Here is a 26,332-nt window from a genome sequence, read left to right on the forward strand (position 1 = left end):
CTTTACGTGAGACGCTTTTCAGTCCGTTTTCCCCGTCTGGTGGCGTCTCTCGTGGGTGGGGTGGCGCTTAGCATATTGTTGGCGCCTGCCTTGTCTACGAATGCCATGGCTGCTGGCATGCCACAGATGGATTTTAAAAACCCACTGGTTATTGCTCAGATTGGCTGGGTTTTAGTCATCTTTTTTTGTTTGTATCTTGCTGTAAAATATTTTTCTATTCCACAAGTTGAGCAAGTTATTCATAATCGCCGTTCAAAAATTGATGGAGATATGGATTCTGCTAGACAAGCGAAAGCTCAAGCAGATAAAGCTGTGGAAGCGTTAAATAAAACACGCAGTGAAGCTGCAGCAGAAGCACAAGCAAAAATTGATACAATCATTCATGAAACGAGAGTTTCTTCTGCAAAGCAAATGCAAGAGTTGCAAGCTCGTCTTGACAATGAAACACGTGAAGCAGAAACTCGTATTGTTCAAGCACGTAATAGTGCATTGAAACAAGTTGATCAAATGGCGAAAGATGTCGCGCAAAGTTTGGTGAAACAATTGTTAAATGAGGGCGTTAAAGACGAAATCATTGATAATAAAGTTCAACAAATCTTGTCAGTGAAGTCCTAGTAGGCAGAGAGAAAAATGCATTTATTACAAGAACCTCATTTTTGGTCTGCGGTTGCTTTTGTTCTATTTTTTGTCTTTTTTGGTAAAAAGCTTTGGCGTCCATTGGCTGCGGCGATGGATAACCGAACAAACCAAGTAAGACAGGAGCTTGAAGAAGCAAGTCGTTTACGTCGTGAGGCTGAAGAGATTTATACAGCCGCTCAAAAAGAACATGAAGCAGCAAAGTTCGAAGCTGAAAAAATGTTAGCTGCCTCTAAAGAGGCTGCAGAGCGAATTGCTGAAAATGCTAAAAAAGAAGCTGATGCCGCTGCTCATCGTCATGAAGAGTTGGTTCGCCTTCGTTTAGCAGCTTCTGAGCAAGAGGCCGTCAATATGGTTCGCCGTGAGGCAGCAGATATAGCGGTTAAAGCTGCCTATGAAGTGATTTCTTCTGTGTTAACCGAAGAAAAAGATACTCCTTTGATTGATAATGCAATTGCTGACTTACCAAAAGCTCTTGCTGCTGATCGTCACGTCGCTTAAATTTTTTTCGTCTCGTTAGGGTCCAATGGCCAGTGTAATCTCTATTGTTGTTACGGTTTTAAACGAGGCGGAAAATATTATTCCTGTCTGCCGCGAAATTGCAGCGGTCATTCCTCTGCTACCTGAGTGTGAAGTTATCTTTGTTGATGATGGCAGTAAAGATCAAACGTTAAATCAATTATTAGAGGTAAAAAAGAATTTTTTACCTTCTTTGGTTATTTTATCTCATAATCATTGTTGTGGAAAATCCAGTGCTTTATTGACAGCTATTGCTGCGGCACAAGGCTCTTGGATTGCAACCATGGATGGGGATGGGCAAGATGATCCCAAAGAAATAATTTCAATGTGGAAGTTATCCCAACAGTATAATGGGCGTGAGCCGTTGGTGGTTGGGGTTCGTTTAAAGAGAAATGATAATTTTTCTCGTCGTTTTGCAACGACTTTTGCGAATGGGTTGCGCCGTTATTTACTCAAAGATGGTTGTGTCGATACAGGTGCTCCGATGAAGTTATTTCTTAGAGATGATTTTATGAAATTGCCTCATTTCGAGGGATTACATCGTTTTTTGCCCGCTTTACTAGCACATCATGGGGTTCCTTTGGTTTGTCATGAGGTTCATCATAGACAAAGGTTGCACGGGGTTTCTAAATATACTAATTTCAACAGAGCTCTTGTTGGTATTCGTGATATGCTGGGCGTTATATGGCTGCTTAACCGAATTCGTCTACCTAAAAAAATTACAAAATATTAATCTTTACAAAGGGATAAAATGACCCTTTCTTCTTTTCCTGAAAAGTCTTTTCGTATGAAGGCAAGTCAATATACATGGCTTGCCTTGTTTGTTTTTATGTTGTTTTTACCAGGCCGTGCGACGTTACCCCCTCTTGATCGTGATGAGGCACGATATATGCAAGCGACTTCTCAAATGATTGAAAGTCAAAACTATATTGATGTTCGCTTTCAAGACAAGCCTCGCTATTTACAGCCTGCTGGTATTTATTGGCTGGAGGCTGTGGCTGTTAAAGCAACGGGAACATTGCATGATAAAGCGGTATGGGCATATAGAATTCCTTCTTTGTTAGCAGCAGTTGGCTCTGTTTTATTAACTGTTTTAATTGGTAGTATATTATTTGATTCGTATATCGGGCTACTCGCAGGATTATTTTTAGCGGTATCTGTTTTGTTGATGGGTGAAGGTCGGATGGCTACGATTGATACGACCTTATTATTTTTCATACTTCTTGCTCAGAGCAGTTTAGCTCGATCTTGGATGGTTAGGTTAACTTCTGAAAAACTACCTGTGTCTGTTGGGATCATTTATTGGGTGGCAATAGGTTGTGGGCTGATGTTAAAAGGTCCTGTTGTGTTAATTCCGACTTTATTACCTCCGATTATTTTGGCTTGGGTAAAAAAAGACAAGACTTGGTGGAAACATTTGCACCCTAAATGGGGGTGGGTTCTAGCCCTTTTGATTGTAATTCCTTGGTGTGTAGCAATTTGGATTATTAGCGATGGTAAATTTTTTACAGATGCTATTGGAACAAATTTCCTCGGTAAAGTTGCCTCGGGGAAAGAGGCACATGGAGCTCCTCCAGGCTTATATTTGGGTATTTTCTTAATTACGTTTTGGCCGGGATCTTTATTTACCGCTTGGGCTTTACCTTTTATTTGGAAAGAACGTAAAGCAGAATCTGTTTGCTTCTTATTATGTTGGATTATCCCTCATTGGTTAGTTTTTGAGTTGATAGCAACAAAGTTGCCTCATTATGTATTACCAACATATCCTGCAATTGCAATTTTAACATCAGCCGCGCTTTGGAATATTTCAAAGACATGGGATGGACCAACTTCCAAGTGGGGGCGTTGCCTGTTTTATATCTATATGGTGCTTTGGATTGTTATTGGTGTTTTATTGGCTGTGGGTGGTATTATATATGCATATTATATGACAGGTATGTTGTTTTGGGCAGCAATTATTGGTGCTGTGGGTGTATTACTTTTAATAGGCTACACCGTTGTTTGTATTTTAAAATATAATATGCAGCGCGCTTCGTTAGTTGCGATTGGTGCTGCAATTATTGTTTATTTAGAGCTTTTTGTTATTTTGATTCCTGGGCTTAGTTCGGAATGGTTAAGTGGGAAAGTAGCGCAAACAGTTAATCTTTTAAAACCTTGTGAAAATAGTGTTGTTGCATCGGCTTCTTATTCAGAGCCAAGTTTAGTATTCTTGGTTGGAAAAGAGACAAAGCTGATCAATGTAGAGCTTACAGCACAATTTTTAAAAGAAAATCAAACTTGTGGTTTAGCGCTTGTTGATCAACGTGATCAAAAGAAATTTATGGATTTTTTAGACAAGGATGGTTTAACCGTAAAAGAGTTGGGACGAGTCCATGGCCTAAATTATTCGAATGGCAAACAGCTTAATTTAGGTTTATACAAAGTAATTCAATAGATAAATTATAATAAAAAGGCGCTTTAGGGCGCCTTTTCGTTTTAAGCCTTAAACAAGTGTATTTAATGTGCAACTAGGAGGGAAAATAGTAAAGGTCGTATTAGGTAATTAATGGCTAGGAACACGACAATTGGGCTTATATCTAGCGTGCCAAGAGATGGAAGGGCTTGTCTGATTACATTGAGAACAGGATCACATGCTCGGCTAAGGAACATATATATTCCTCGGACGATATTGCTGCTGGGGTTTACTACACCAAAACTTAGTAAAAAGCTAAAGATACAATAAGCGAGTAAGATGAGCATATAGAGCTCTAGTAATGAATTTAAGAGTTTATATAACTCAAGCATAATATTTTTCCTTGTATCAATCTTGCTGATTGATCTTTATATAAGAAAAGGGACTTATTAGACAATTCTTTATTTATATTGATTTTAAACGATATCAATAGATACAGAAATTAATAGAATAATAATAATTTTGATCAAAAATAATATATGAAATAAATTCATATCTATTTTGAGATAAAAACATGAAAACTATTTATTTTTATAATTAATATGAATAATTAGCTTTTTATTATGTTGAAATTTATTGTATAAATATTGAACATATTTCAAAAAAAAAAAATATCTATTGCGTATCAGTAGTGTATGTATTTATATGATACGTTAATAAAGAGTCTTAACTGTCTCTTTTACAAGATCAAAAATAGGTAATTTATTATAGCATTTGTTGTTTTTGTAAGCAAAGATTTGTCTATATATTTAAGGGAAATAGGGAAGAGAAGTGACAATAACAGATTCTTTCTTTACTAAATGGCATAAAGGATGTGCCGCATTTTGTGTTTTATTGTTACCACTTACTGCGTGTAAAGAACAAAAGCCGGCTCCAAAGCCAGCAGCTAAGGCTAATTTCATATTGGCACATCCTCAGGATGTAGAGTTATTGGTCGATCTGACAGGTCGTATTACTCCAATGCGCGTATCCGAAGTACGCCCTCAGGTTAATGGTTATCTTTATAAAAGATTGTTTGAAGAGGGAACGGATGTCACAAAAGATCAACAGCTTTATCAAGTTGATCCTCGTCCTTATCAAGCCGCATTAGATAATGCCCAAGGCAAGTTAAATAGTGATCTTGCAACATTAAGAACTCAAACCTTAAAATTAAAACGTTACGGGCCTTTGAAAAATATGGATGCAGTTAGTCGTCAAGACTATGACGACACACTAGCTGCTCAAGAAGCAACAAAAGCCATCATAGAAAGTGACCGTGCAAATGTTCGACAAGCACAGTTAAACCTGGAATATACAGGGATTAATGCTACGATTTCAGGTCGTATCAGTCGCTCTATACAAACACAGGGCGCATTAATGGCAACGAACCAAACGAATCCTGTTGCGATTATCACACAATTAGATCCAGTCTTTGTCGATATTATTCAACCTACTGCAGAACAACTGCGTTTGCGCAACCGTATGGCTAATGGAAAATTAGAGACCTTGCGTGGTGCTGCTCATGTGCCTGTTGATTTAATTTTAGAGGATAACTCACGTTATCCTTTGCAGGCTAATTTGTTATTTACAGAAGTTGTCAGCAATCAGGAAACGGGTTCTGTTATTCAGCGTGCTATTGTGCGTAATCCGGATAAACTCTTACTTTCTGGAATGTATGTTCGTGCAGTGATGCATGAAGGTATGGAAAAGGGATTCTTAATTCCTCAAGAAGCCGTTATGCGTGGTTTAGATGAGAAACCATACTTATACATTATTAATAAAGATAATGTAGTAGAACGCCGTGATATTGAGACTCAACGAATGCAAGAAACTTTTTGGGTTACAACCAAAGGGATAAATGCCGGTGAAAAAATCTTAGTGAGTAATCCCACATCCTACCGACCGGGGCAAAAAGTACAATCAGAAGAAGGTCGTACTCCTGTTGGTGAAGTGCCTGAATAAAAAGTAAAATTTGGAATATTTATATGTCTTTATCTCGTTTTTTTATTGATAGGCCGATTTTTGCTTGGGTAATTGCAATTCTTATCTCGCTTATGGGAATGATTGCTATTGTTACTTTACCTATTGCACAGTGGCCAAATATTGCTCCGCCGCCGATTACGTTAACTTTTACATATCCTGGCGCAACGGCTGATACGGTGCAACGTACGGTTGTTGATCCAGTTAGTCAGAATTTGTATGGGGTGGATCATTTAGAGTATTTGTCAACAGTTGCTAATGCTGATGGTACTGCAACAATTACGTTGACTTTTGGTCAGGGAACAAATCCTGATGTTGCACAGGTTCAAGTATTGAATCGTGTTGATGTGGCGCGTTCTTTATTACCTTCTACTGTTGCTTTGCAAGGAATTCGTATTTCTAAATCAAATAAAAGTTTTATGATGATCTTTGCAATTAAAACATCAGATAATTCTTTGACTGAAGGAGCGTTAGGGGATTATTTGGCAAGTGATGTGCAAAACCCTGTGACGCGTTTAAATGGTTTGGGGGATTATACAGCGTTTTCGTCTGAATATGCGATGCGTGTATGGTTGGATCCTGATAAACTTCATAATTATCAATTAAATCCAACTGATGTTATGAATGAGATTGCTGCTCAGAACTCTGAACAACCTTTAGGTGAATTTGGTAAGTTACCTGCTCTTGCTGATCAACGATTTGATATTTATACTGGAGGGATTAGACGTCTAGTAACACCAGAAGAATTTTCCAACATTGTTATTAAAACTCAAACAAATGGTGCGCGTATTCGTTTAAAAGACGTTGCAGATGTTGGATTAGGACCTATGTCATACTCGCCGGTTGGGCTGTTAGATAACCAACCTGTTGCCGCATTTGGTGTTAAATTATCTCCTGGGTTTAATCAGTTAGCACTATCTGATGCAATTCATAATAAAATTCAAGAGCTTTCTAAGTATTTTCCATCTAATACAGAGTATTTATATCCGTTGGATACATCGACTTATGTTATTGAATCAATGGAAGAAGTCGTTCACACTTTGGTAGAAGCAATTATTCTGGTCATTGTTGTGATGTACGTTTTCTTACAAAACTTCAGAGCAACCTTTGTACCGACTATTGCTGTACCCGTAGTGTTATTAGGGACATTTGCGATTTTAGAAATGGCAGGTTTTTCTATTAATACATTGACAATGTTGGCGATGGTATTGGCGATTGGGTTGTTGGTGGATGATGCGATCGTTGTTGTTGAAAATGTCGAGCGTGTGATGGAAGAGGATCATTGTGATCCAAAGACGGCAACACAAAAATCAATGGATCAAATTAGTGGTGCCTTGGTAGGTATTGCTTTGGTTTTATCAGTTGTGTTTATTCCAATGGCATTTTTCAGTGGCTCAGCTGGTGTTGTTTATCGACAATTTTCTATTTCTATCGTTGCCGCAATGACGTTGTCTGTTGTGGTTGCATTGATATTTACCCCCGCATTATGTGCAACAATGTTAAAACCTCATGATCCGAATGCCAAGAAAGGGCGGTTTTTTAGATGGTTTAACAGAACTTTTGAAAAGATGGTTGCAGGGTATATTGCGGGTGTCAAAGGAATGATTCGTCATACTCGTATAGTCATGATTGTATATCTTGGTCTAACAGGTGGAGCATTAGCAATGTTTCATATTTTGCCTGAAGGGTTTCTTCCTGATGAGGATCAAGGGGTCATATTTACACAAGCATCACTGAGTCCAGGTTCATCTGCTGCGATGACGGCGGGTGTAAATAAACAGCTGACGGAGTATTTTTTAAAGCATGAAAAAAAATATGTTCAGTTTGTTTATACTGCGATTGGATTTAACTTTGGTGGGCAAGCGCAAAGCGCGTCTTTTGGTGTTGCTAGGTTAAAAGATTTTAATCAGCGTAGTGGAAGTTATGAAGCCTCTGCACAGGCAATAGCTGCACGTGCAATGAAGGCATTATCGGGTATCCCTGGTGCAAATGTGTTGGCTGTTCTTCCTCCTCCTGTGATGGATTTGGGGTCAGCAACAGGATTTGACTTTGAGTTATTAAATCGTGGACATTTAGATAATGCTACCTTTGGAAAAGCCAGAGATATGCTTTTAGCGAAAGCTAAAGCAGATAAACGTTTAGTGGCTGTCCGTTTAAATGGTTTGCCAGAAGCCCCTCAATACTATTTTAATATTGATCGTGATAAAGCCCATACGCAAGGTGTTAGTATTGATTCAATTAATCAAACATTATCTATTGCTTTAGGATCTGGTGATGCTGGATTATTTAACTTACGTAATCGTGTTAAACATGTATTTGTTCAAGGAAATATGAAATCACGTATGACACCAGACGATTTGCGCCGTTGGTTTGTTCGTAATAATAATGGGGAAATGGTACCTTTAACGTCTTTCATTACAGGTCAATGGAAAAGCACGCCTCAAAAAGTTGAAACCTATAATGGGTATCCTTCCTTTGAAATTATGGGACAAGGTGCTCGTGGCGTTAGTAATGGTACTGCCATGCAAATTATAGAGGGTTATACCAACGAAATTGCCAAAGAGATTCATGGAATTGACTATGAATGGACAGGGATGTCTTACGAGCAGGTTAAATCTTCTGGACAAGCTGGAAAGTTATACGCTTTGTCGATCTTAGCAGTGTTCTTGTCTTTGGCGGCGTTGTATGAAAGTTGGGCTATTCCATTTGCAGTATTGTTAGTGGTACCTTTAGGTGTTATTGGTGCTGCGACAGCGACTTATTTACATGGGTTAGATAATGATATTTACTTTCAAGTTGGATTATTAACTACAGTTGGCTTGGCGGCAAAGAATGCTATTTTAATTGTTGAATTTGCTAAGGAACATTATGATAGCGGAAAATCATTGGTGGAATCGGCACTTCTTTCGGCGCAAGAACGTATTCGCCCTATTTTGATGACGTCTTTAGCATTTGTGCTTGGGGTAATCCCTTTAGCTATCGCTACAGGTGCTGGTGCATCTAGTCACGTTGCCATTGGTGTGGCTGTGGTTGGTGGGGTTATTACTGCAACAGTATTGGCTTTATATTTTGTGCCTATTTTCTTTATTGTTGTGTTAAAGCTCTTTAGAGTAAAACCACATTTAATTCATAAAAACAATGCTGCAGCTCCTCAGGCTGTTACTGCGAATAAAACAGAGGAATAGGACAATGGTCGTGAAAAATAAAAAAACTTGGAAGCGATCTTTGCAAGGAGCAGCAGCCTCGCTAATGCTGCTCTCTGTTACTGCGTGTACTTTGAGTCCAGAATATAAACGTCCAGCTTCTTCTGTTGCGCAAGAATGGCCCATTGGGCCTGCTTATGGTGCGCCTTTGATGGATGGGGCAAGATTACCACAGGCGTATAATGTTGGGTGGAAAGTCTTCTTTAAAGATCCTGTATTAAGTCAGTTAATTTCTATGGCTTTGACAAATAACCGTGATTTGCGTGAAGCAATTGAAAATATTACCGCAACGCATGCCAGTTACATTCAACAAAGAGGGGAGTTATTCCCCCAAGTTAATGCTAATGCTGGTGCTTCGTATCAAACAACTCCTGGTGGTACTACAGGTTTTGGTGGAGGCCGTGGTTATTTACATGCCAATCAGCTTTCAACAGGGTTTGGAATTTCAAACTATGAAATTGACTTGTTTGATCGTATTCGTAGTTTAACGCGTGCTGCTAGAGAACAATATTTAGCACAACAAGAAACTACGATTTCCGTTCAAATTTCTTTGGTTAGTGAAGTTGCAAATAACTATATGGCTTGGCTTGCAGATATGAATAGTTTGCAGACCATTCAGGAAAGTGTTCGTAATCGTGAGAAAAACCTTGCTTTAGTTCAAGGAATGAATCGATATGGGCAACAAAATGCTCAGGCTGTTGCTCAGGCAGTAGAGTTGTTGCAAGAAGCAAAAAGTCAAGAGCAGACTTATTTAAAGACAGCTGCGAATGATATGAACAGCTTAACACAATTAGTTGGGCAGCCTATTCCGCAATCTTTGTTACAACAAGCTGGTCCTAATCCTTCTTTGGATCGTTTTGTTTCAATGCCAGAGGTCGGTTCGGGTATGCCTTCTGATTTGTTAGAACGTCGCCCTGATATTCGTTTAGCAGAGCATCAGCTTAAAGAAGCGAATGCCAATGTTGGTTTTGCACGTTCTGCATTTTTCCCTTCTATTCAGTTAACTACATCAGGAGGAACTGCAGGATCTACATTCGCACAAATGTTTGGACCTTTTTCTGCTGCTTGGAGCGTCATGCCAACAGTAACTGTACCTTTGTTGGACTGGGGTAAAAATATAGCTCAATTAAGAGCTGCAAAAGCAAAAACACGTGCAGCAGCTGCTCATTATCAATCTGTTGTTCAAGTGGCATTTAAAGAGGTTGCAGATTCTCTTGCTGCTAGAACAACATTAAAGCAAAAATGGCAAGCAGAATTGGAAGCTGTTAGAGCCAGTCAAAAAGATTACAATATTTCTTTGGCACGGTATAAAAATGGCATTGATAGTTTCCTACCGACTTTGGTCGCACAAAGAACCTTGTTAAATGCTAAAGTAACAGCTATTCAATCTCGTTTGCAGTATATGCAAAGTCTTTCAACATTATATCGGACCTTGGGTGGAGGTTGGAGTGCAGAAGATGCATTCCAGAATTCTACAACGGCACAAAATACGGCTCAATCTCCTGTCATGAAGAAATAGTAAGTTCATATCATTTGAATGATTAAGAGGCACCCTTGAGATCAAAGGGTGCCTTTTTTATGCGAATAAAATGAATAAGATCGCGATTTATCTTGATATTTGTTGAATAGGTTACTATAAAAAAAACATCTATGGATTATAAAAGTTGTTAAGTAGCTTTTATTTTTAACGCAGAAATTAGAATTTGTATGTGTATTACACCACCCTGATTATAAAATTGATTTTTATAAGATAATTTAGACTTTTGTCGAAATTAAATAATCTCTTTTTGTTATGTGAAAAGAGAGAGGGTATTTACTTAAATTTTTTCCAATAAAGTAGCCTGTTAAAAAGGTTATTTAGAATATTATATAGGATTCTTGTATGCTATTGTCCTCAACTCGACAGGACTGGCTGGGCAACATTCGTGCGGATGTTTTGGCTGGGATTGTTGTTGCTCTTGCGTTGATTCCTGAATCAATTGCTTTTTCTATTTTTGCTGGGGTAGACCCCAGTGTTGGGCTATATTCTGCGTTTTGTATTCCCTGTGTCTTAGCCTTGTTTGGTGGTAGGCCAGCAATGATTTCTTCCTCGACGGGCTCAATGGCATTGTTGATGGGGGGATTGGTTCATGATCATGGACTTAATTATTTGCTCGTTGCTGGTATTTTAGCAGGGATCTTTCAAATTATCGCTGGATATTTAAAGCTTGGAAATTTAATGCGTTTTGTATCACATTCTGTTGTGACAGGTTTTGTAAATGCGTTAGCTATTTTAATTTTCATGGCACAAATGAGAGAAATTATGGGTGGTGGTTGGCATGTTTATGCATTAACCCTTGGTGGACTAGCCATCGTTTATTTGTTTCCATATATAACAAAAGTGATTCCATCACCTTTGATCTGTATTTTAATTATTACTGGTATTGCAATTGGTTTGGGATGGCATGTTCCAACAGTGGGCAGTAAAGGGCATTTGCCAGATGGATTGCCAGCTTTATTGCTTCCCAATGTTCCTTTTAACTTAGATACTTTATGGATTATTTTACCCTATTCTTTTGGCTTGGCTGCGGTTGGGCTGCTAGAAACGATGATGACAGCAACGATTGTTGATGAATTTACAGAAACGGGCAGCGATAAAAATCGTGAGTGTAAAGGTCAAGGTATTGCCAATATTATCACCAGTTTTTTTGGTGGTATGGCTGGGTGTGCGATGATTGGCCAGTCAGTAATTAATATTAAATCAGGTGGTCGTGGCCGTTTATCAACAATGGTTGCTGGGGTTTTCTTATTAATTCTGGTTGTATTTTTAAAAGATTGGGTTGCAAAGATTCCAATGGCAGCTTTGGTTGCTGTGATGATAATGGTTTCAGTCAGTACGTTTTCTTGGCAGTCTTTATTGGATTTACGCACGCATCCCTTATCAACCAGTTTTATCATGATATTAACGGTTGTTATTGTTGTAGCTACAGGAAATTTGGCATATGGCGTGTTTGCTGGGGTTTTAGTTGCATCTCTTACATTCGCAAATAAAGTTTCTCATTTTATGATGGTGCGTTCAGACTTGTCTGGTACAACACGGATCTATTTTGTGAATGGACAGGTTTTCTTTGCTTGTGCAAAGCGTTTTATCGATAGTTTTGATTATAAAGAGAATATTAAAAATATTGTGATTGATGTAACCCATGCGCATTTTTGGGATATTAGCTCGGTTGAGGCCTTGGACAAAGTTATTATTCAATTTAGAAAGGTTGGTATTCCTGTTGAAATAAAGGGAATGAATGAAGCCAGTGCGACGATTATTGATCGTTTTGGTATTCACGATAAACCCGAGGAAATTGAAAAAGTTATTGGGAAAGTTTAATTTTTTATTATTAGAATATAAAATAACTTATATTTGTCTCAAGTAAATATAAGTTATTTTTTTGCCAGTTGCATCATATTCTTTTACGGTATCAATATACTCAATTAACTTGTTGGCGGGGATTTATCCCAGAATAGCAGGAATAATCCCTTTTTTTGTAATATAACATTACAAGCTTTGTTAAAATCCCCAACAGTTTTAAGAAAATTCCAAAACAAAGAATATTCTTAGCAGTAGAAATATATCTTATGATTGTAGAATTCTGGGATTATACAAAATTCAATATCATTACTTTGTCGTTTATGTGCATATTTATCAAGAAAAACAAATATACATTTTTACAATGAATTATTGCTCTTTTGGTGTTTTTCAATGGATTGTTTAAGACCTTTTAAGTTCGGGCCTTTTTGTGTTTCAATATAAGTCTTTCCATTCCATCTCCATACATCAGAAGCACTGACAGAGAGATCATGCATTCCTTTGTGCGTTGCTTTTTCAACTGTAATATCGCCAGTGACAGCATCTAACACTTTAACCCATTGATTATTTCTTTTAATATATCCTGTAGTAGAACAGCCCCCTGAGCCACACAGACTGGCGGTCTGAATCTGTGTGAATAAAATCGTTTTGGGCTTTTTAGTGCTGGATAAATTTAGACTGCCAATTAATAACAAAGGTTGTTCGTTGCGTTGAATAGCAAAATTCATATCTGATTGATTTAATAACCGTGCGGTATTTTCTAGGGCTGTTCCTGGTTGAGAGGTTAATTTAACTTTGCCTAAAGGTGCTTTTTGTGCATGTTGTGTGCTGGTTTTTTTCTTATGATGATGGGTAACAGCTTGTGCAGAAGCAGAAAATATAAATCCTGAAACTAAAAACATTACAAGATAGTGGAAGAATTTAGAGTAAGGCGCATATCGATGGTGTTTCATGGTATGTTTCATTCTAAAAAATATCGACACTTCTTTAATATACGTGGATTTACAGTAAAGTTTTATAAATATTACAGAATATCGAAATATTAAGGTTCAAATCGTTTCTAACTTTGATAAATTATCTTAACATGTATATTCTATCAAGAAATAAAGATATAAAGTCATCAGTTTATGATGTTTTAAAAGTCATTTTATCTTGATCGTTATTAGGGGGATAATCGTTAATATTTATGGTTATATCAGAGAAACAAGAGGCGGGATGCAAAACGAATCAAGATGAATTGATTCAAAAAATGGTATTTCCAGAAGGTATATTATTAGAAAATGGACAAAAAATAGCTCCTTTAGAAATTGCTTATCAGACTTATGGTCAGCTTTCTCAAGCAAAAGATAACGCTATTTTAATCTGTCATGCGTTGACAGGCGATCAATATGTTGCTGGCGTTCATCCAATTACGAAAAAGCTAGGTTGGTGGAGCAAAATGGTAGGGCCTGGGCTGCCTATTGATACGAATAAATATTTTGTTATTTGTAGTAATGTTTTAGGAAGCTGTTTAGGAACAACAGGACCGCGTTCTATTAGAGAGGATATAACCCAGGCACGGCGTTGGGGTTCTGATTTTCCTGCAATTACAATCAAAGATATGGTGAATACGCAAAAGATACTTGTTGATTCGTGGGGAATTGAGCGTTTATTTGCAGTTATTGGTGGGTCGATGGGGGGCATGCAGGTCTTGCAATGGGCAGTCAGTTACCCAGATCAAGTTTATGCGGTGATACCTATTGCTACCTCTTCTTTTCACTCCGCGCAAAATATTGCATTTAATGAAGTGGGAAGGCAGGCTATTTTCTCAGATCCCGATTGGAGGGATGGAGAGTATTGGCGTTATGGAGTATCTCCTTATCGTGGGTTAGCTGTTGCCAGAATGATGGCGCATATTACCTACTTATCCGAGGATGCATTAAGTCGTAAATTCGGTCGTAGGTTGCAAGAAAGTTTAAAAGATTCTTCTGCTCCAATTTTTGGGGAGATGTTTCAGGTTCAAAGTTATCTACAGTATCAAGGTTCTAATTTTGTTAGGCGCTTTGATGCTAATTCTTATGTGACGATTACCCAGGCTATGGATTGGTTTGATTTATCCCAGACGCATGACGGGGATTTAGTAAAAGCCGTTGCACATGTCAAATCGAGATTTTGTGTGATTTCTTTATCATCGGATTGGTTATTTCCGACCTCAAGATCAAGAGCTATTGTTCAAGCTCTTAATCGTGTAGGTGCAAAAGTTTCTTTTGTTGAAATTGCAACGGATAAAGGTCATGATGCGTTTTTATTAGAAGAGCCTGATTTGGATATAACTATCCAAGGATTTTTATCAGGGATTGAAGAGCAAAGGCGGTTAGAAAATTATGCGTCTTGATCAACGCTGTATAGTAGATATGATTAAGCCACAATCAAAAGTATTAGATATTGGTTGTGGCGATGGTTCTTTGATTGATTATTTATGTCGTCATCATCATTGTGATGCCAGGGGCATAGAGCTCGATATGTCTTATGTGACTAAGACAGTTGCCAAAGGGTTACCTGTTATTCAAGGGAATGCTGATTTTGATTTGCAACATTACCCAACAAATGGTTTTGATTATGTGGTGTTATCCAGAACGTTACAAGCGGTGAATCATCCCAAGGAAGTTTTACAGCAAATGCTACGGATTGGTCGGCATGCGATCATTTCTTTTCCTAATTTTGGACATTGGACATTAAGGTTGCAGCTTTTGTTAAAAGGGCGGATGCCAATGACAACAGTCTGGGGGAAATACTGGTACGAAACCCCTAATATTCATCCATGTACTATGACAGATTTTGTACATTTATGTGAAGTCGAAGGGCATCGGATTGAACGTTGGATGGCCATTGATGAACAAGGAGAGCGTGCACCGTGGCGACGTTATGTTAAGTTGGCTAACTTTTTCGGCGAGCAAGCTTTATTTTTATTGACCCGATAGGGGAGTTGGAGAAAAACTCATTGAGGTAAAGCTACATCCTGCTTCTTGTAATTTAAAGCAATTTTGTTCATTTGTAACAAGTAGGTTTTGATTCTTTTGTATAAAGATAACCTGACATTGATGTTGATCATCTTTTCTAGGATCAGGAATGTCTGTACGAAGAATAAATCTGTTTGCTTGTCGCTCTGTATAGCCTTGGACAAAATTGCTGCATTGAATATTTTTTATATTTAGAACTGTATAAATTTGATTGATTGGGCGCGTTTGAATAAATAGATACCCTATTGATCCTGTTGGGCTTTTTCCAATATATAATTTTTCTGTAACTTGACCATAAGAGGAGGTGTAAGATAGGCACAAAATACACCCCATGAGGGCATATAGTATATATTTTTTATATTGAAACAAATATATCATAATCATCTTTAGCATAATTAACGATGTGATTTAAAAGGGTTTGTCATTAAACATATATGACGCTCTATTAAAGCGTGCAATTGGTTTTAATAAGATATTTTAAATATAATTTTTTCTTATTCAATAATAAGTCTAAGTGTTTTGTATATCTGTTTACTTAATTAATTAATTTGATTTAAAACAAAATATAAAGCAATAAGATTACTATCTTTGTTGTTGCACTACGATACTTATTTTATGAGATATTGTTTGTAAAAGAAAAACCGTGTAAAATTATTGCATATTAAATTTTTAATAGTTATTCACTTTATCGATAATTAAGAGTTTGGAAAATAAAAGTAATGGATGAACTTAATAAACCGCTAGCAGAGGAAATCCTAAGGGAAAAGCAATATTCTCCTTGGAAAATTTCTTTTCGCGGTTGGTATACGATTATAGTGAATACAATTAAGACATTGATTAACGGTCCATCTATGTTGGTTGCGGCAGGATGTGCATTTTTTTCAACGCTTTCATTGTTTCCCACAATTAGTAGTTTGATATCAATGTATGGGTTAGTTTTTGACCCACAAACCGTTGAGCCACAATTAGAGTTTTTACAACATTTTTTGCCACCATCAGTTTATAATTTTTTACAGCAAATGATTCATAATATTGTGGATCAAACAGATTCTACATTAACGATACAATTAGGCATTTCAATTCTATTGGCTTTGTGGGCCTCTGCTGTAGGAACTAAAGGGTTAATTACAGGATTAAATGTGGCTTATGATCAAAAAGAGGCAAGAAATTTTTTTAAATTTCAGATTCTAGCATTATCTTTGACCTTTTGTGCGATTCTGGGAACATCTTTGACTTTGGCTATTGTCGTTGCGGTCCCAGCTATTGTGAAATTGTTACCGTTGAATGTTTTTTACGATATTATGAATTATTTTCCTAATCTTGATGATTACTTTCCAGTAATCAATATCGCAAGAACAGTTAGTAATATTGTTGTTATATTTTTCGTAATTTGGACATTTTCATTATTTTATCGTTTTGGACCTTGTCGCAAATTGGTTTTTTGGAGATGGATTTTGCCAGGGGCAATATTATCAACTCTTTTATGGTTGTTATCTGCTTTTGGTTTTTCTTTTTACGTTGCACATCTAGCTAATTTTACCAGTACTTATGGTCCTTTGGGCACTATTGCTGCTATTATGATGTGGTTCTGGGTTTCTTGCTATGTTATTTTGCTTGGTGCGCAGTTTAATTCAAAAATAGAGGAATATGTCATTAAAAAAGCCTCAACCTAAGGGAAACTAGGTGAGACTGTTTTAAAAAAAGGCAATCATACTTATAAGTATGATTGTTGGTTATTCGGGAGCCATTGCCACTTCTGTATTGTCAAGTGGGGTTATGGTTACGTGAGCAGTTCCTTTATGAACCATTCCAATTTTAGCTGCGGCCGCTTTGGATAAATCAATGATACGATTGCCTTTATAAGGGCCTCTATCATTAATCGTTACGACAACAGCATTACCACTATCGTCAGAGCGAACTAATACTTTGGTTCCCAATGGCAGTGTCGGGTGTGCTGCGGTCATTTGTTTGCTATTAAATTGTCTGCCGGAGGCTGTTCTTGTTTTGTTATGACGCCCTCCATACCAGCTGGCAGTGCCGGTCTCGGCTTGAGTATCATCTAAATGATAGGTATTATTTTGAGATTCTGGTTCAGCATTTGCATCATTTTGAGATGAAACTTGATAATGGCGAATACGGTGTGTCTTAGCTTTTTTCTTCGGGTGCTTAATAATTTTACGAAAGGCACTTTTGTTGGTAAGTTTATTTTCTGTATGTGCCTGCGCCGGTTGTGCAGCCTGGAATCCAATTCCAGTCATTAAGCAAAGACCTAATAATTTTGTACAATGTCGTCGCATTTTTCTCTCTGTTTACCTTTATAAATCCTATTGAGGATTATATCAGTAAAACTTTCTAAACTGTTATATTCATTTATTAAAGTTATAATTATATCATAAAACAACAATATAGTGGCAAAAAAATGAATTGTTAAGGGGGTTCTTATGAAGTGTGATAAATAAGCTGTTAAAAGAACGCAGCATCAAAGCTTACAAAAATGTTAGAAAAATAATGAAACAAAGTAAAATATAGAGTTTAACCAAAGTTTAATTTGGTGTAATCTTAACAGTTGCCTATTAAATGAAGTCGTTATATTTAGTGAGGATATAATTTATCTGAAAGTGTAACTGGTGATGGAATTACCGCTTGTATATGTTTTGAACGGACCAAATTTGAATATGCTGGGAATGCGCCAACCTAAAATATATGGGAACGCAACCTTGGATGATGTAGAGCAAATTTGTATTCAAAATGCAGAGCAGCTTGAGATTGCAATTGATTTTCGTCAAACGAACGACGAGGGAGAGCTAGTATCTTGGATACAAGAGTGTAGGGGTAAAGCAAAAGGGATTATTATTAATGCCGGAGCATATAGCCATACTTCTATTGCAGTTTTGGACGCGTTACTATCTGTTGAATTACCAGTTATAGAGGTACATATTTCAAATATCTATCGTCGAGAATCCTTTCGACATCATTCTTATGTTTCGCATGCAGCAACAGGAATTATCTGTGGACTAGGTCTGCAAGGATATGCCCTGGCCTTGGCTGCGATGGCTGATCTTATTCTAGAAGAGGACAATTAATGAGCAAGCTGCTCGTCGATGCCGAAGTTATTCGTGCTCTAGCTGATATTTTAACCGAAACCGGTTTAAGTGAAATTGAAATTGCAGAAAAGGATCAAAGGATTCGTGTTGCAAGAAACTTGAGTGGCAACACTGTTGTTGCTCCAGTTGGCGCAGTATCTGTTGCTGGGGATGTTCCAGCACAATCATTACAACAACCTCAGGATTTATCTAAAGATCCTGGTGCAGTTCTAAGTCCAATGATTGGTGTTGCGTATTTAACACCTGACCCATCAGCCCCTCCTTTTGTGACTGTTGGCCAGCACGTGCAGTCAGGACAAGTCATTTTGTTAATTGAAGCAATGAAAACATTTAATCAGATCAGAGCCCATAAAACAGGTAAGATTACAAATATTCTTGTTTCATCAGGTGATCCTGTTGAGTATGGTGAAGCTTTGGCAGTAATTGAATAAAATAATGTTTTCAAAAATTTTAATCGCCAATCGTGGTGAAATTGCGCTTCGTGTTTTAAGAGCCTGTCGAGAGATGGGTATTAAAACAGTGGCTGTTCATTCAACAGCAGATGCAGATGCAATGCATGTTCGTCTTGCTGATGAAAGTGTTTGTATTGGACCGCCTGCGCTTAGCGAAAGCTATCTAAATAAAGCCGCTATTTTGTCTGCTGCAATGGTAACGGGCGCAGAAGCCATCCACCCTGGGTATGGTTTTTTGTCGGAAAATGCTGATTTTGCAGAGCTTGTAGAAGAACATGGGTTGGTTTTTATTGGTCCCTCTTCACAACATATCCGGACGATGGGCGATAAAATTCAAGCTAAAACAACGATGAAGCAATTTAATGTTCCATTAGTTCCTGGGTCTCCTGGTGCATTAAAAGATATTGCTGAGGCAAAAAATATTGCTGAAGAAATTTGCTATCCTGTGTTGATTAAAGCAACAGCTGGTGGTGGTGGACGTGGGATGAAAGTTGCCCATACTGCAGCCGAACTGGAAGAAGCATGGCAGGTTGCTCGAACAGAAGCTAAAATGGCATTTGGTAATGATGAGGTTTATATGGAGAAATATCTCGATAAACCGCGTCATATTGAAATTCAAATCATGGCTGATAAACATGGTAATGTTGTTTATCTAGGTGAGCGTGATTGTTCCTTACAACGTCGACATCAAAAAGTATTAGAAGAGGCAACTTCTCCCGCGTTAAACGATGAACAACGCAAATCTATTGGAGAAATTTCTGCCAATGCAATGCGTGAACTTGGATATTGTAACGCGGGAACCTTGGAATTTTTATACCAAGATGGTCATTTTTGCTTTATTGAAATGAATACACGTTTGCAAGTAGAGCACCCTGTTACCGAATTTATTTCTGGCGTTGATCTCGTGGCAGAACAAATTCGGGTTGCTGCGGGTGAAAAGTTGAGTGTGAAGCAAGAGGATATTAAATTGCAAGGGCACTCTATTGAGTGTCGTATCAATGCAGAGGATCCTGAAACATTTGCACCTAACCCAGGTAAGATTGCTGTTTTTCATGCTCCTGGCGGGCTCGGGGTGCGTTTAGATAGTGCTTTATATGTTGGATATTCGATTCCACCATATTATGACAGTATGATTGCTAAATTAATTGTTCATGCTCCAGATCGCCCTTCTGCAATTGCACGTATGCAACGTGCTCTGGGTGAAATTGCGATTGATGGGGTAAAGACAACTATTCCGTTACAGCAAAGAATTCTTGCAGATAAAGAATTCCAAGCTGGTGAATATACAATTCATTGGTTGGAAAACTTTATTGAAAAAAATAAGAAAGTATAAACACTTTCTTATTACGCTTCATTATTCATAGATAATTACAGAATGTAAAGGGACGTCAATTTTTTCGCGTCCCTTTAATCCTTTTAATTCAATTAACGCAGCTGCACCAACAACCTCGGCACCGACTTTGCGTAATAGCTCAATAGAGGCCTGTAAAGTACCACCTGTCGCTAATAAATCATCAACAACTACAACTCGTTGGCCTGGTTTAACAGCATCTTCTTGGATATGAAGGCAGTTTTGCCCATATTCTAAGTCATAATTCAAAGAGATTGTTTTTCCAGGAAGTTTGCCTGGTTTACGAATCATAATCATGCCACATCCAAGAGCAGATGCCAATGGAGAAGCACTAACGAATCCTCTGGATTCAATGCCAGCGACTAAATCTGGATTCCATTTAGCAACACCGTTGGCCATACGTGCAGCAGCAATTTGCCATGCATCTGCATTTCTTAATAATGTTGAAATATCATAAAATAATATTCCTTTTTTTGGATAGTCAGGAATAGAGCGAATATATTTTTTTAAATCGATTTGAGGGGGATTAAATGATTCTTGCTGTGTATCGTTCATTTTTAAAGATCGTTCTTGATTAGAAAAATAATGAGGATGAAACTTTACATGTAAAAGGTTCACCCCAATTGCGCAATCAGTTTTTACAAAGACTTACTTTTTGGGAGGAGAGATAAGTTGTTGCTCTTGCCATGCTTTTTGACCTTTTCGACCAATTCTCTCTAATAAAGGCATTATAAATTTAAGTAAAGAAGGTTGCATCATTAAAGGTTTTATTTGCAGTCCACTCCATTTTGGAAGGAAATATTCTAATTTTTTTTGCCGAATAGCTTTCAGGACAGTTAAGCAAACAGCCTCGGTTGAAAGAGGGGGAGAGCAGAAGTTGAGTATAGAGCCACCACATTTCATTTCGCGATGTAGCATTTGTGTTTCAATTGCCCCAGGGAAAATAGAGGACACATAAATACGTTTGGGCCTTAGCTCCATTGACAAAGCCAAAGCAAATCCTCGCAGGCCAAATTTACTAGCAGAATATAAAGTGCTATGTTTGAGGGGTAATATTCCCCCTAGAGAATTAATAAAAATAATTGAGCTATTGCGTTTCATTAAAGGTAGCAACCCTTTGGTAATGAGAATGGCTCCTGTCAGATTAACTTGAATTTGATCAGCAATCATTTGATCGGTTTGCATTTCAAGAGGGCCTGGACAAATGGTTCCAGCACTATGGATTAAGACATCAATTTGTCCAAAACGAGAACGAATATCATTACATAAATAGGCAATTTCATTATTATGTGAAATATCGCATAGACAACCTGTAACTTCTTTACCATAATGTAATGAAATTTGTTCAAGTTGTTTGATATTTCTTGCGACCATAATGATCCGATAGTGTTCATTCGACAAATGCTTGACTAGGTCTTTGCCCAAACCACCTGTTGCGCCTGTTATAATGGCAACTTTTTTTGAACGTTTAAAAAATTTAAAGCGCATTTGACAAATCTCAGTCCTAGTAAAAATCTATTTGCTACAGCAATTGTTAAAAAGCTATTTAATGTGTTTTTTAAGTATCTGTAAATGATTATAATAACATTATATGACATTTTCGTGGAGGAAATGATGAAAAAAATAGTTATTTTAACAGGTGCTGGGGTCAGTAAAGAATCTGGTTTGGATACTTTTCGAGATGCAAATGGAATTTGGGCCAAGTATAGTATGGAGGAAGTTTGCACGCCAGAAGGATTTAAAAGAAACCCTCAAAAATTACATGAATTTTATAATAAATTACGTAATGATTTACCCAATGTGCAGCCTAATGCTGCTCATATTGCTTTGGCAGAATTAGAAAAAGCCATTGAGCAAAAGAAAATAGATGCAGAGTTAATCATCATTACACAAAATATTGATGATTTGCATGAAAGGGCGGGTAGTAAAAAATTATATCATATGCATGGTGAATTATATAAATTATGGTGCCGAGGATGTGATGCCAAAATCAAGTGGCAACACGATTGTTTTATAGATACGCCTTGCCCACATTGTGGTCAGCAAAAATTGCGTCCTGATATCGTATGGTTTGGGGAAATGCCTTACGACATGGATAAAATTCAATCAGCCTTATTATCATGTGATCTTTTCGTATCGATTGGAACCTCGGGGGTTGTCTATCCAGCAGCTGGTTTTGTACAAATGGCTTCTTCGGGGCATGCAAAAACAGTAGAATTAAACCTAGAACCTTCGGCAGGAACAACATGTTTTAATGAAAGTAAGTTGGGGCCTGCAACACAACTTGTACCACAATTTGTAGAGCAAGTTTTAAAGGATGAAATCTAACGGGAGATAAGTAAATGAGTGCATTAGAAAAGTTATTACAAGAGGTAAGAGCTTGCCATTTTTGTGAAGGGTTACCTTTGGGGCCAAAACCTATTCTTCAAGTTGGATCTTCTAAAGCACGTTTATTGATTACTGGTCAAGCTCCAGGAACACTGGCGCATGAAAGTGGCATTACATTTAATGATCCTTCTGGAGATCGGTTAAGAGAGTGGTTACAGATTGATCGTCAAATGTTTTATAATGATGCTTTGATTGCAATTGTTCCGATGGGGTTTTGTTATCCTGGAAAAGGCAAAAATGGTGGCGATTTACCTCCACGAAAAGAGTGTGCACCAAGATGGAGGGATAAAATACTTCAACAATTACCAGAGTTGAAATTAACATTATTGGTTGGTTCTTATGCACAAAATTATATTTTGGGAAAGGGCACGGTAACTGATCGAGTTAAGAATTATAAAGATTATTTACCTGATTTTTTCCCTCTGCCTCACCCTTCGTGGAGAACATTGGCTTGGGCAAAAAAGAATCCATATTTTCAGGAAGATATTTTATTTGCGCTGAGGCAGAAAGTAAAAGAAATATTAAAGTAAAAGCATTATCTTACAAAAAATACATATAGTAAATTTTGTAAGATAATCATTTTTAAGAATCTACGGTTGATGGAAAATAGGCATTAAGAACCCTTGTATGCCAGTACCAACAATTTGTACACCAATACACAGTAAAACAAGTGCAGCTAATCGTGATAAAATACGTGCTCTGGATTTTCCAAGTACTTTCATGATTTTATCACAAAATGTATATGCTAAAAGAATAATAAGACATACAAAGATAACCGCCAAAAGCAATCCACTGTAAAAGTTAAATATTTTGGTAATATTTTCAGCAGGTCTGTAAGAGCTTAGTGAAATAGCGACTGCGATACAGCCTGGGCCAATTGTAAAAGGCATGGTCAATGGAAAGAATGCCGCATCCAATCCATTAGGTAACGCCATCGTACGTCCACCCTGTTCAGCTTCTTTTTGTTTACGATCGGCATTTTGTTCAGGCGCATTGAGTAATGACCATGCTCGAACTGCAATGACTAATCCCCCAGCAATACGAACTGCGTGAAGACTAATTCCAAAAAAACGAAGCGCAAATTCACCAATAAATATTGAAAATGCTAATATCATAAAGGCATAGATTGCAATTTTTTTGGCTAAAAGTCGACGTTCTGCATCCTCTCGTTCTTCAGTGACTTGATAAAAAATGAGACAAGAGCCAAGCGGATCAGCAATAGGAATTAATGCAAGAAATGCAAATAAAAAACTGCCAGAAACGCTTGTAAAAGTATGTAATAAGGGAAGAGATTCAGTAAGATGCATAATTTTACTTTGATGTCATAAAATGGAAAAATATTATTTGGTTATATTTTTCCATGTTGTTCTTGAATATTTTCTCTTATAGATCACTTTTTTTCAGATGCAAGGGATTCTTCGGGTGCGGGTTTCTCCACGGGATCTTTTGTGGTAATTTTGCTTATTTCATTTAGATATTCTGATAAAATATCGCTTTTTACCCCATCTGTACTGCTGGTTGGATTAACATAACAGGTAATAGAAATAACCAAAGCAATTTCAGTAATACTGTCAACCAATACGCTAGGTTTGGGGGTTTCAACGACTTCAGGATGATTATTCATAATATCTAAAATAAGTAATTTGGCTTGTTCCATCTGTTTTGGAGCAATAACAGGTAGTTTGATGGAAATTAGTCCCATATGGCGGCTTCGTGTTGAATTTTGAACTGATGTTGTAATAAGTTGAGAATTTGGAACAATTAGGGTTGAAAAGTCACTAAGTTGTATTTCTGTTGCACGAACTTTAATACTTTTAACCGTTCCCTTAACTCCTCCAACGGTAACCGTATCCCCAAGGCGGACAGGTCGCTCTGCTAATAAAATTAAGCCAGAAACAAAGTTTTGAACAATAGCTTGTAAACCAAAACCAATACCTACGGATAATGCACTGACAATCCATGTAATATTTTGTGTTGTTACCCCTAGGGTAGATAAAATAACAACAGCAACAATAATCCAGCAGCAATAATTAAAAATAGTATCAATTGAATTACGTGTTGCATGATCTAGGGTTGTTTTAGGAAATAATTTCTCATTAAGCCAGTTCCGGATAAGACGAATACAGTAAATACTTACTATAAATATAACAAATGCCTGAGCGATAGAGCCAAAGGAAATTGTTATATTTCCTATTTGTTGTGTTTGTAAAATAAGAGATAAATGTTGGGCAAATAAGACAAGGTCAAAGTTTCCAGGTGATACGAATGATGCAATAATCAGTAACACTGTTAAGACTGTAATTGCCCCGGTGATTACTGTTGCAAGTTGCTCCATACTTTGAGGCTTAATACCTAATAATCGTATTTTTTGTCCAACCCAACGATCAGGATCAAAAAATAAGTTCGTGATATCAATGAGCAGAATTTTTAATAGGGTTAAGGTGCTGAATACAAGAGCAACCCAGTTTAACCAGACAGCCATTGAAAAACCAAGATAGATGTAGCCTGTAAGTACTGTAATGACACAAATAATACAAAAAATAGGCAGAGCAATAGCAACAAAGAAAAATCCCAACCCAGGACTAGCTCCTGTAGTTAATCGTTCAGAGCCTATTTGGCGCAATTTAATTGGAATAGCTAAGAATAATAATGCAGCAGTAATTGTGAAAAACCCATTACATAATTGTTGTGCAAAAACACTAACTCCACTGGTAGTATTAATATAATTAACAACGCCTAACATGAACACGATTGCTGCATATATGATTGGTAAAATATTAATGGCTTTTGCAGTTTTATCGCCAATAGGCAATAATCTCCATTGAGGGCTTTTGACAGCTAAAAAACCACGATATAATCCTAAAATAAATCCACAAAAATAAAGTTGGTGAATAATATGCTGTGAAAATTCAAAGGCAGAATGATTGACACTATCTTGATACCCTAATGATGTAAAAATAACAGTGGCAGACACACCTGCGGTAATAGAAGATAATATAGCAGCACATAATGTCATCAAACTGCGCCTGAGGCGTGTAGGGGGTATTATTTTTTCCACAAGTTTTGTGATTAACTTTTCGGTAAGAGGGCGAGCCAAAAAGATAATGAGTAATGCCCCTAAAATCCCTCCAAGCATTTGTAAACGACTTGATGTTCCATTACTCCATGTTTGGGAAAATAAACTGCTAAAATCTGTATATATATTAGAGATGCGTGTTTGATCAGCTTGATGATACAGACCTATTTGATGCCAAAAATCGCCAGATAGTGGGGACGGAAGATGTGTAAAAAGTTGGACTTGTTGAATATTTTCTATGGATTGTTGTATTTGAGAAATTTGGCTATTTGCTTCGAGTTGAATAATGGTTGCTTGTTGAATTTTTGATTGCAAGTCATGGCGGTTTTTAACTAAGGATTGTTGATAGTTGTTAACTTCTAAGTTGTCGTTATCAACAGGTTTTTTTTTATCATCTGGTTTAGGAGTGGTTGCATCTGTTGTTGAATCATTTGTAGATTTTAACGTTTGAAGAGCTTGAGTATATCCAGCCAAGCGAGGCTGTAACATTTTAATCAGATCGCTTGCTGTAATTGAAATATCTTGGACTTGGCTTAAAAGATTTTTAAACGCATTACGATCTTCTGATTTTTCCATAGACTGCAATGTTTTGCTGATATTTCTAAGCTTTTTGGTCATTGCGTCGAGTTGGGGTTGTGTGGTGGTATCAGGAGTATTAACAAAAATAGAAGGAGTAGCAGCAGAAGAATTTTTTTTTGTTGTATCTGTTGCAGTGTTCTGAGCATAGCTGGAATTCAAACTAGTGATACCCAACATAACCGAAATAATCAAAAAAGAACGTATAATCAGCTTCATGAATATGCTTCCTGATAGGAAAAGAAAAAAAGGTATTTGTATGAGTTAATATAAAATT

Annotated in this window: 24 protein-coding genes; 16 read left to right on the plus strand and 8 right to left on the minus strand. The window is 37.2% G+C overall.

Annotated features, from left to right (window positions below; genetic code table 11):
• Nucleotides 1-6 precede the first annotated feature (6 nt).
• The 4 genes from COMX_RS08430 to COMX_RS08445 are packed head-to-tail and all read left to right on the plus strand — an operon-like array spanning nt 7 to nt 3,589.
• Nucleotides 7-615 carry a F0F1 ATP synthase subunit B family protein gene (locus tag COMX_RS08430; RefSeq protein WP_051462037.1) on the plus strand — a complete coding sequence of 203 codons (609 nt, stop codon included), beginning with the start codon at nt 7-9 and terminating at the stop codon, nt 613-615.
• Between the two features lie 15 nt (nt 616-630).
• Nucleotides 631-1,137 (plus strand): F0F1 ATP synthase subunit B, encoded by a 507-nt coding sequence (atpF, locus tag COMX_RS08435; RefSeq protein WP_034339896.1) that lies wholly within the window; start codon nt 631-633, stop codon nt 1,135-1,137.
• Between the two features lie 25 nt (nt 1,138-1,162).
• Nucleotides 1,163-1,888: a glycosyltransferase family 2 protein gene (locus tag COMX_RS08440; protein WP_034339899.1), complete on the plus strand. Its 726-nt coding sequence runs from the start codon at nt 1,163-1,165 to the stop codon at nt 1,886-1,888.
• Between the two features lie 18 nt (nt 1,889-1,906).
• Nucleotides 1,907-3,589 carry an ArnT family glycosyltransferase gene (locus tag COMX_RS08445; RefSeq protein ID WP_084051575.1) on the plus strand — a complete coding sequence of 561 codons (1,683 nt, stop codon included), beginning with the start codon at nt 1,907-1,909 and terminating at the stop codon, nt 3,587-3,589.
• Between the two features lie 62 nt (nt 3,590-3,651).
• Here the strand turns inward: COMX_RS08445 and COMX_RS10920 are convergent, their stop codons facing one another.
• Nucleotides 3,652-3,939: a YggT family protein gene (locus COMX_RS10920; protein WP_084051576.1), complete on the minus strand. Its 288-nt coding sequence runs from the start codon at nt 3,937-3,939 to the stop codon at nt 3,652-3,654.
• Nucleotides 3,940-4,378: 439 nt separating this feature from the next.
• On the opposite strand from COMX_RS10920, the gene COMX_RS08450 reads away from it, so the two are divergent.
• From COMX_RS08450 to COMX_RS08465, 4 genes are all read left to right on the plus strand, one after another.
• Nucleotides 4,379-5,548, plus strand: a complete 1,170-nt coding sequence (locus COMX_RS08450; RefSeq protein ID WP_051462038.1) for an efflux RND transporter periplasmic adaptor subunit — start codon at nt 4,379-4,381, stop codon at nt 5,546-5,548.
• Between the two features lie 23 nt (nt 5,549-5,571).
• Entirely contained in the window at nt 5,572-8,751 is a 3,180-nt protein-coding gene (locus COMX_RS08455; RefSeq protein ID WP_084051577.1) for an efflux RND transporter permease subunit, read from the plus strand.
• Nucleotides 8,752-8,761: 10 nt separating this feature from the next.
• Entirely contained in the window at nt 8,762-10,288 is a 1,527-nt protein-coding gene (locus COMX_RS08460) for an efflux transporter outer membrane subunit (protein WP_161631861.1), read from the plus strand.
• 363 nt (nt 10,289-10,651) lie between these two features.
• A complete protein-coding gene (locus tag COMX_RS08465; protein ID WP_034339904.1) occupies nt 10,652-12,130 on the plus strand; it encodes a SulP family inorganic anion transporter in 1,479 nt (492 codons plus the stop codon).
• 338 nt (nt 12,131-12,468) lie between these two features.
• Here the strand turns inward: COMX_RS08465 and COMX_RS08470 are convergent, their stop codons facing one another.
• Nucleotides 12,469-13,062, minus strand: a complete 594-nt coding sequence (locus COMX_RS08470) for a hypothetical protein (protein WP_152534196.1) — start codon at nt 13,060-13,062, stop codon at nt 12,469-12,471.
• 233 nt (nt 13,063-13,295) lie between these two features.
• Here COMX_RS08470 and metX point away from each other — a divergent pair, with 233 nt between their 5' ends.
• Nucleotides 13,296-14,483, plus strand: a complete 1,188-nt coding sequence (gene metX / locus COMX_RS08475; protein WP_034339909.1) for a homoserine O-acetyltransferase MetX — start codon at nt 13,296-13,298, stop codon at nt 14,481-14,483.
• On the plus strand, nt 14,473-15,069 hold the full coding sequence (gene metW, locus COMX_RS08480; protein WP_034339910.1) for a methionine biosynthesis protein MetW: 597 nt from the start codon (nt 14,473-14,475) through the stop codon (nt 15,067-15,069). Before metX ends, metW begins: the two co-directional genes overlap by 11 nt.
• Here the strand turns inward: metW and COMX_RS08485 are convergent.
• Entirely contained in the window at nt 15,055-15,429 is a 375-nt protein-coding gene (locus tag COMX_RS08485) for a hypothetical protein (RefSeq protein WP_152534197.1), read from the minus strand. The genes metW and COMX_RS08485 overlap by 15 nt on opposite strands.
• Nucleotides 15,430-15,827: 398 nt before the next feature.
• Between COMX_RS08485 and COMX_RS08490 the strand changes: the two genes are divergently transcribed.
• Nucleotides 15,828-16,781, plus strand: a complete 954-nt coding sequence (locus COMX_RS08490) for a YihY/virulence factor BrkB family protein (protein WP_034339912.1) — start codon at nt 15,828-15,830, stop codon at nt 16,779-16,781.
• 60 nt (nt 16,782-16,841) lie between these two features.
• Here the strand turns inward: COMX_RS08490 and COMX_RS08495 are convergent, their stop codons facing one another.
• Nucleotides 16,842-17,405, minus strand: a complete 564-nt coding sequence (locus tag COMX_RS08495) for a septal ring lytic transglycosylase RlpA family protein (RefSeq protein ID WP_235176839.1) — start codon at nt 17,403-17,405, stop codon at nt 16,842-16,844.
• Between the two features lie 333 nt (nt 17,406-17,738).
• Between COMX_RS08495 and aroQ the strand changes: the two genes are divergently transcribed.
• From aroQ to accC, 3 genes are read left to right on the plus strand one after another with little or no spacing between them, the layout of a single operon-like run.
• Entirely contained in the window at nt 17,739-18,191 is a 453-nt protein-coding gene (aroQ, locus tag COMX_RS08500; protein WP_034339913.1) for a type II 3-dehydroquinate dehydratase, read from the plus strand.
• Nucleotides 18,191-18,643 carry an acetyl-CoA carboxylase biotin carboxyl carrier protein gene (locus tag COMX_RS08505; RefSeq protein WP_034339916.1) on the plus strand — a complete coding sequence of 151 codons (453 nt, stop codon included), beginning with the start codon at nt 18,191-18,193 and terminating at the stop codon, nt 18,641-18,643. The genes aroQ and COMX_RS08505 overlap by 1 nt, the downstream gene beginning before the upstream one ends.
• Nucleotides 18,644-18,647: 4 nt before the next feature.
• The gene (accC, locus tag COMX_RS08510; RefSeq protein ID WP_034339919.1) at nt 18,648-19,997 is read left to right on the plus strand and encodes an acetyl-CoA carboxylase biotin carboxylase subunit; all 1,350 of its coding nucleotides are present in this window, start codon (nt 18,648-18,650) and stop codon (nt 19,995-19,997) included.
• Between the two features lie 21 nt (nt 19,998-20,018).
• On the opposite strand, the gene COMX_RS08515 is transcribed toward accC, so the two are convergent.
• Nucleotides 20,019-20,570, minus strand: a complete 552-nt coding sequence (locus COMX_RS08515) for an adenine phosphoribosyltransferase (protein ID WP_051462040.1) — start codon at nt 20,568-20,570, stop codon at nt 20,019-20,021.
• Between the two features lie 93 nt (nt 20,571-20,663).
• The gene (locus COMX_RS08520; RefSeq protein ID WP_051462041.1) at nt 20,664-21,503 is read right to left on the minus strand and encodes an SDR family NAD(P)-dependent oxidoreductase; all 840 of its coding nucleotides are present in this window, start codon (nt 21,501-21,503) and stop codon (nt 20,664-20,666) included.
• 126 nt (nt 21,504-21,629) lie between these two features.
• Between COMX_RS08520 and COMX_RS08525 the strand changes: the two genes are divergently transcribed.
• The gene (locus COMX_RS08525) at nt 21,630-22,343 is read left to right on the plus strand and encodes an NAD-dependent deacylase (RefSeq protein WP_034339921.1); all 714 of its coding nucleotides are present in this window, start codon (nt 21,630-21,632) and stop codon (nt 22,341-22,343) included.
• Nucleotides 22,344-22,357: 14 nt separating this feature from the next.
• A complete protein-coding gene (locus tag COMX_RS08530; RefSeq protein ID WP_034339924.1) occupies nt 22,358-22,933 on the plus strand; it encodes a uracil-DNA glycosylase family protein in 576 nt (191 codons plus the stop codon).
• 60 nt (nt 22,934-22,993) lie between these two features.
• Here the strand turns inward: COMX_RS08530 and COMX_RS08535 are convergent, their stop codons facing one another.
• Both COMX_RS08535 and COMX_RS08540 read right to left on the minus strand, forming a co-directional pair.
• Entirely contained in the window at nt 22,994-23,710 is a 717-nt protein-coding gene (locus COMX_RS08535) for a MarC family protein (RefSeq protein ID WP_034339927.1), read from the minus strand.
• Between the two features lie 83 nt (nt 23,711-23,793).
• Complete coding sequence (locus tag COMX_RS08540; protein WP_034339930.1) at nt 23,794-26,274, minus strand: mechanosensitive ion channel family protein; 2,481 nt, start codon at nt 26,272-26,274, stop codon at nt 23,794-23,796.
• Nucleotides 26,275-26,332 lie beyond the last annotated feature (58 nt).

Origin of the sequence: Commensalibacter papalotli (ex Servin-Garciduenas et al. 2014), assembly GCF_000527695.1 — a bacterium.
GTDB classification, from domain to species: Bacteria; Pseudomonadota; Alphaproteobacteria; order Acetobacterales; family Acetobacteraceae; genus Commensalibacter; species Commensalibacter papalotli.

Bases quoted from the DNA above. Each gene is read 5' to 3' on its own strand.
- atpF (WP_034339896.1), top strand. From the start codon at position 631: ATGCATTTATTACAAGAACCTCATTTTTGGTCTGCGGTTGCTTTTGTT.
- COMX_RS08440 (WP_034339899.1), top strand. From the start codon at position 1,163: ATGGCCAGTGTAATCTCTATTGTTGTTACGGTTTTAAACGAGGCGGAA.
- COMX_RS08445 (WP_084051575.1), top strand. From the start codon at position 1,907: ATGACCCTTTCTTCTTTTCCTGAAAAGTCTTTTCGTATGAAGGCAAGT.
- COMX_RS10920 (WP_084051576.1), bottom strand. From the start codon at position 3,939: ATGCTTGAGTTATATAAACTCTTAAATTCATTACTAGAGCTCTATATG.
- COMX_RS08455 (WP_084051577.1), top strand. From the start codon at position 5,572: ATGTCTTTATCTCGTTTTTTTATTGATAGGCCGATTTTTGCTTGGGTA.
- COMX_RS08465 (WP_034339904.1), top strand. From the start codon at position 10,652: ATGCTATTGTCCTCAACTCGACAGGACTGGCTGGGCAACATTCGTGCG.
- COMX_RS08470 (WP_152534196.1), bottom strand. From the start codon at position 13,062: ATGAAACACCATCGATATGCGCCTTACTCTAAATTCTTCCACTATCTT.
- metX (WP_034339909.1), top strand. From the start codon at position 13,296: ATGGTTATATCAGAGAAACAAGAGGCGGGATGCAAAACGAATCAAGAT.
- metW (WP_034339910.1), top strand. From the start codon at position 14,473: ATGCGTCTTGATCAACGCTGTATAGTAGATATGATTAAGCCACAATCA.
- COMX_RS08490 (WP_034339912.1), top strand. From the start codon at position 15,828: ATGGATGAACTTAATAAACCGCTAGCAGAGGAAATCCTAAGGGAAAAG.
- COMX_RS08495 (WP_235176839.1), bottom strand. From the start codon at position 17,405: ATGCGACGACATTGTACAAAATTATTAGGTCTTTGCTTAATGACTGGA.
- aroQ (WP_034339913.1), top strand. From the start codon at position 17,739: ATGGAATTACCGCTTGTATATGTTTTGAACGGACCAAATTTGAATATG.
- COMX_RS08505 (WP_034339916.1), top strand. From the start codon at position 18,191: ATGAGCAAGCTGCTCGTCGATGCCGAAGTTATTCGTGCTCTAGCTGAT.
- accC (WP_034339919.1), top strand. From the start codon at position 18,648: ATGTTTTCAAAAATTTTAATCGCCAATCGTGGTGAAATTGCGCTTCGT.
- COMX_RS08515 (WP_051462040.1), bottom strand. From the start codon at position 20,570: ATGAACGATACACAGCAAGAATCATTTAATCCCCCTCAAATCGATTTA.
- COMX_RS08520 (WP_051462041.1), bottom strand. From the start codon at position 21,503: ATGCGCTTTAAATTTTTTAAACGTTCAAAAAAAGTTGCCATTATAACA.
- COMX_RS08525 (WP_034339921.1), top strand. From the start codon at position 21,630: ATGAAAAAAATAGTTATTTTAACAGGTGCTGGGGTCAGTAAAGAATCT.
- COMX_RS08530 (WP_034339924.1), top strand. From the start codon at position 22,358: ATGAGTGCATTAGAAAAGTTATTACAAGAGGTAAGAGCTTGCCATTTT.
- COMX_RS08535 (WP_034339927.1), bottom strand. From the start codon at position 23,710: ATGCATCTTACTGAATCTCTTCCCTTATTACATACTTTTACAAGCGTT.
- COMX_RS08540 (WP_034339930.1), bottom strand. From the start codon at position 26,274: ATGAAGCTGATTATACGTTCTTTTTTGATTATTTCGGTTATGTTGGGT.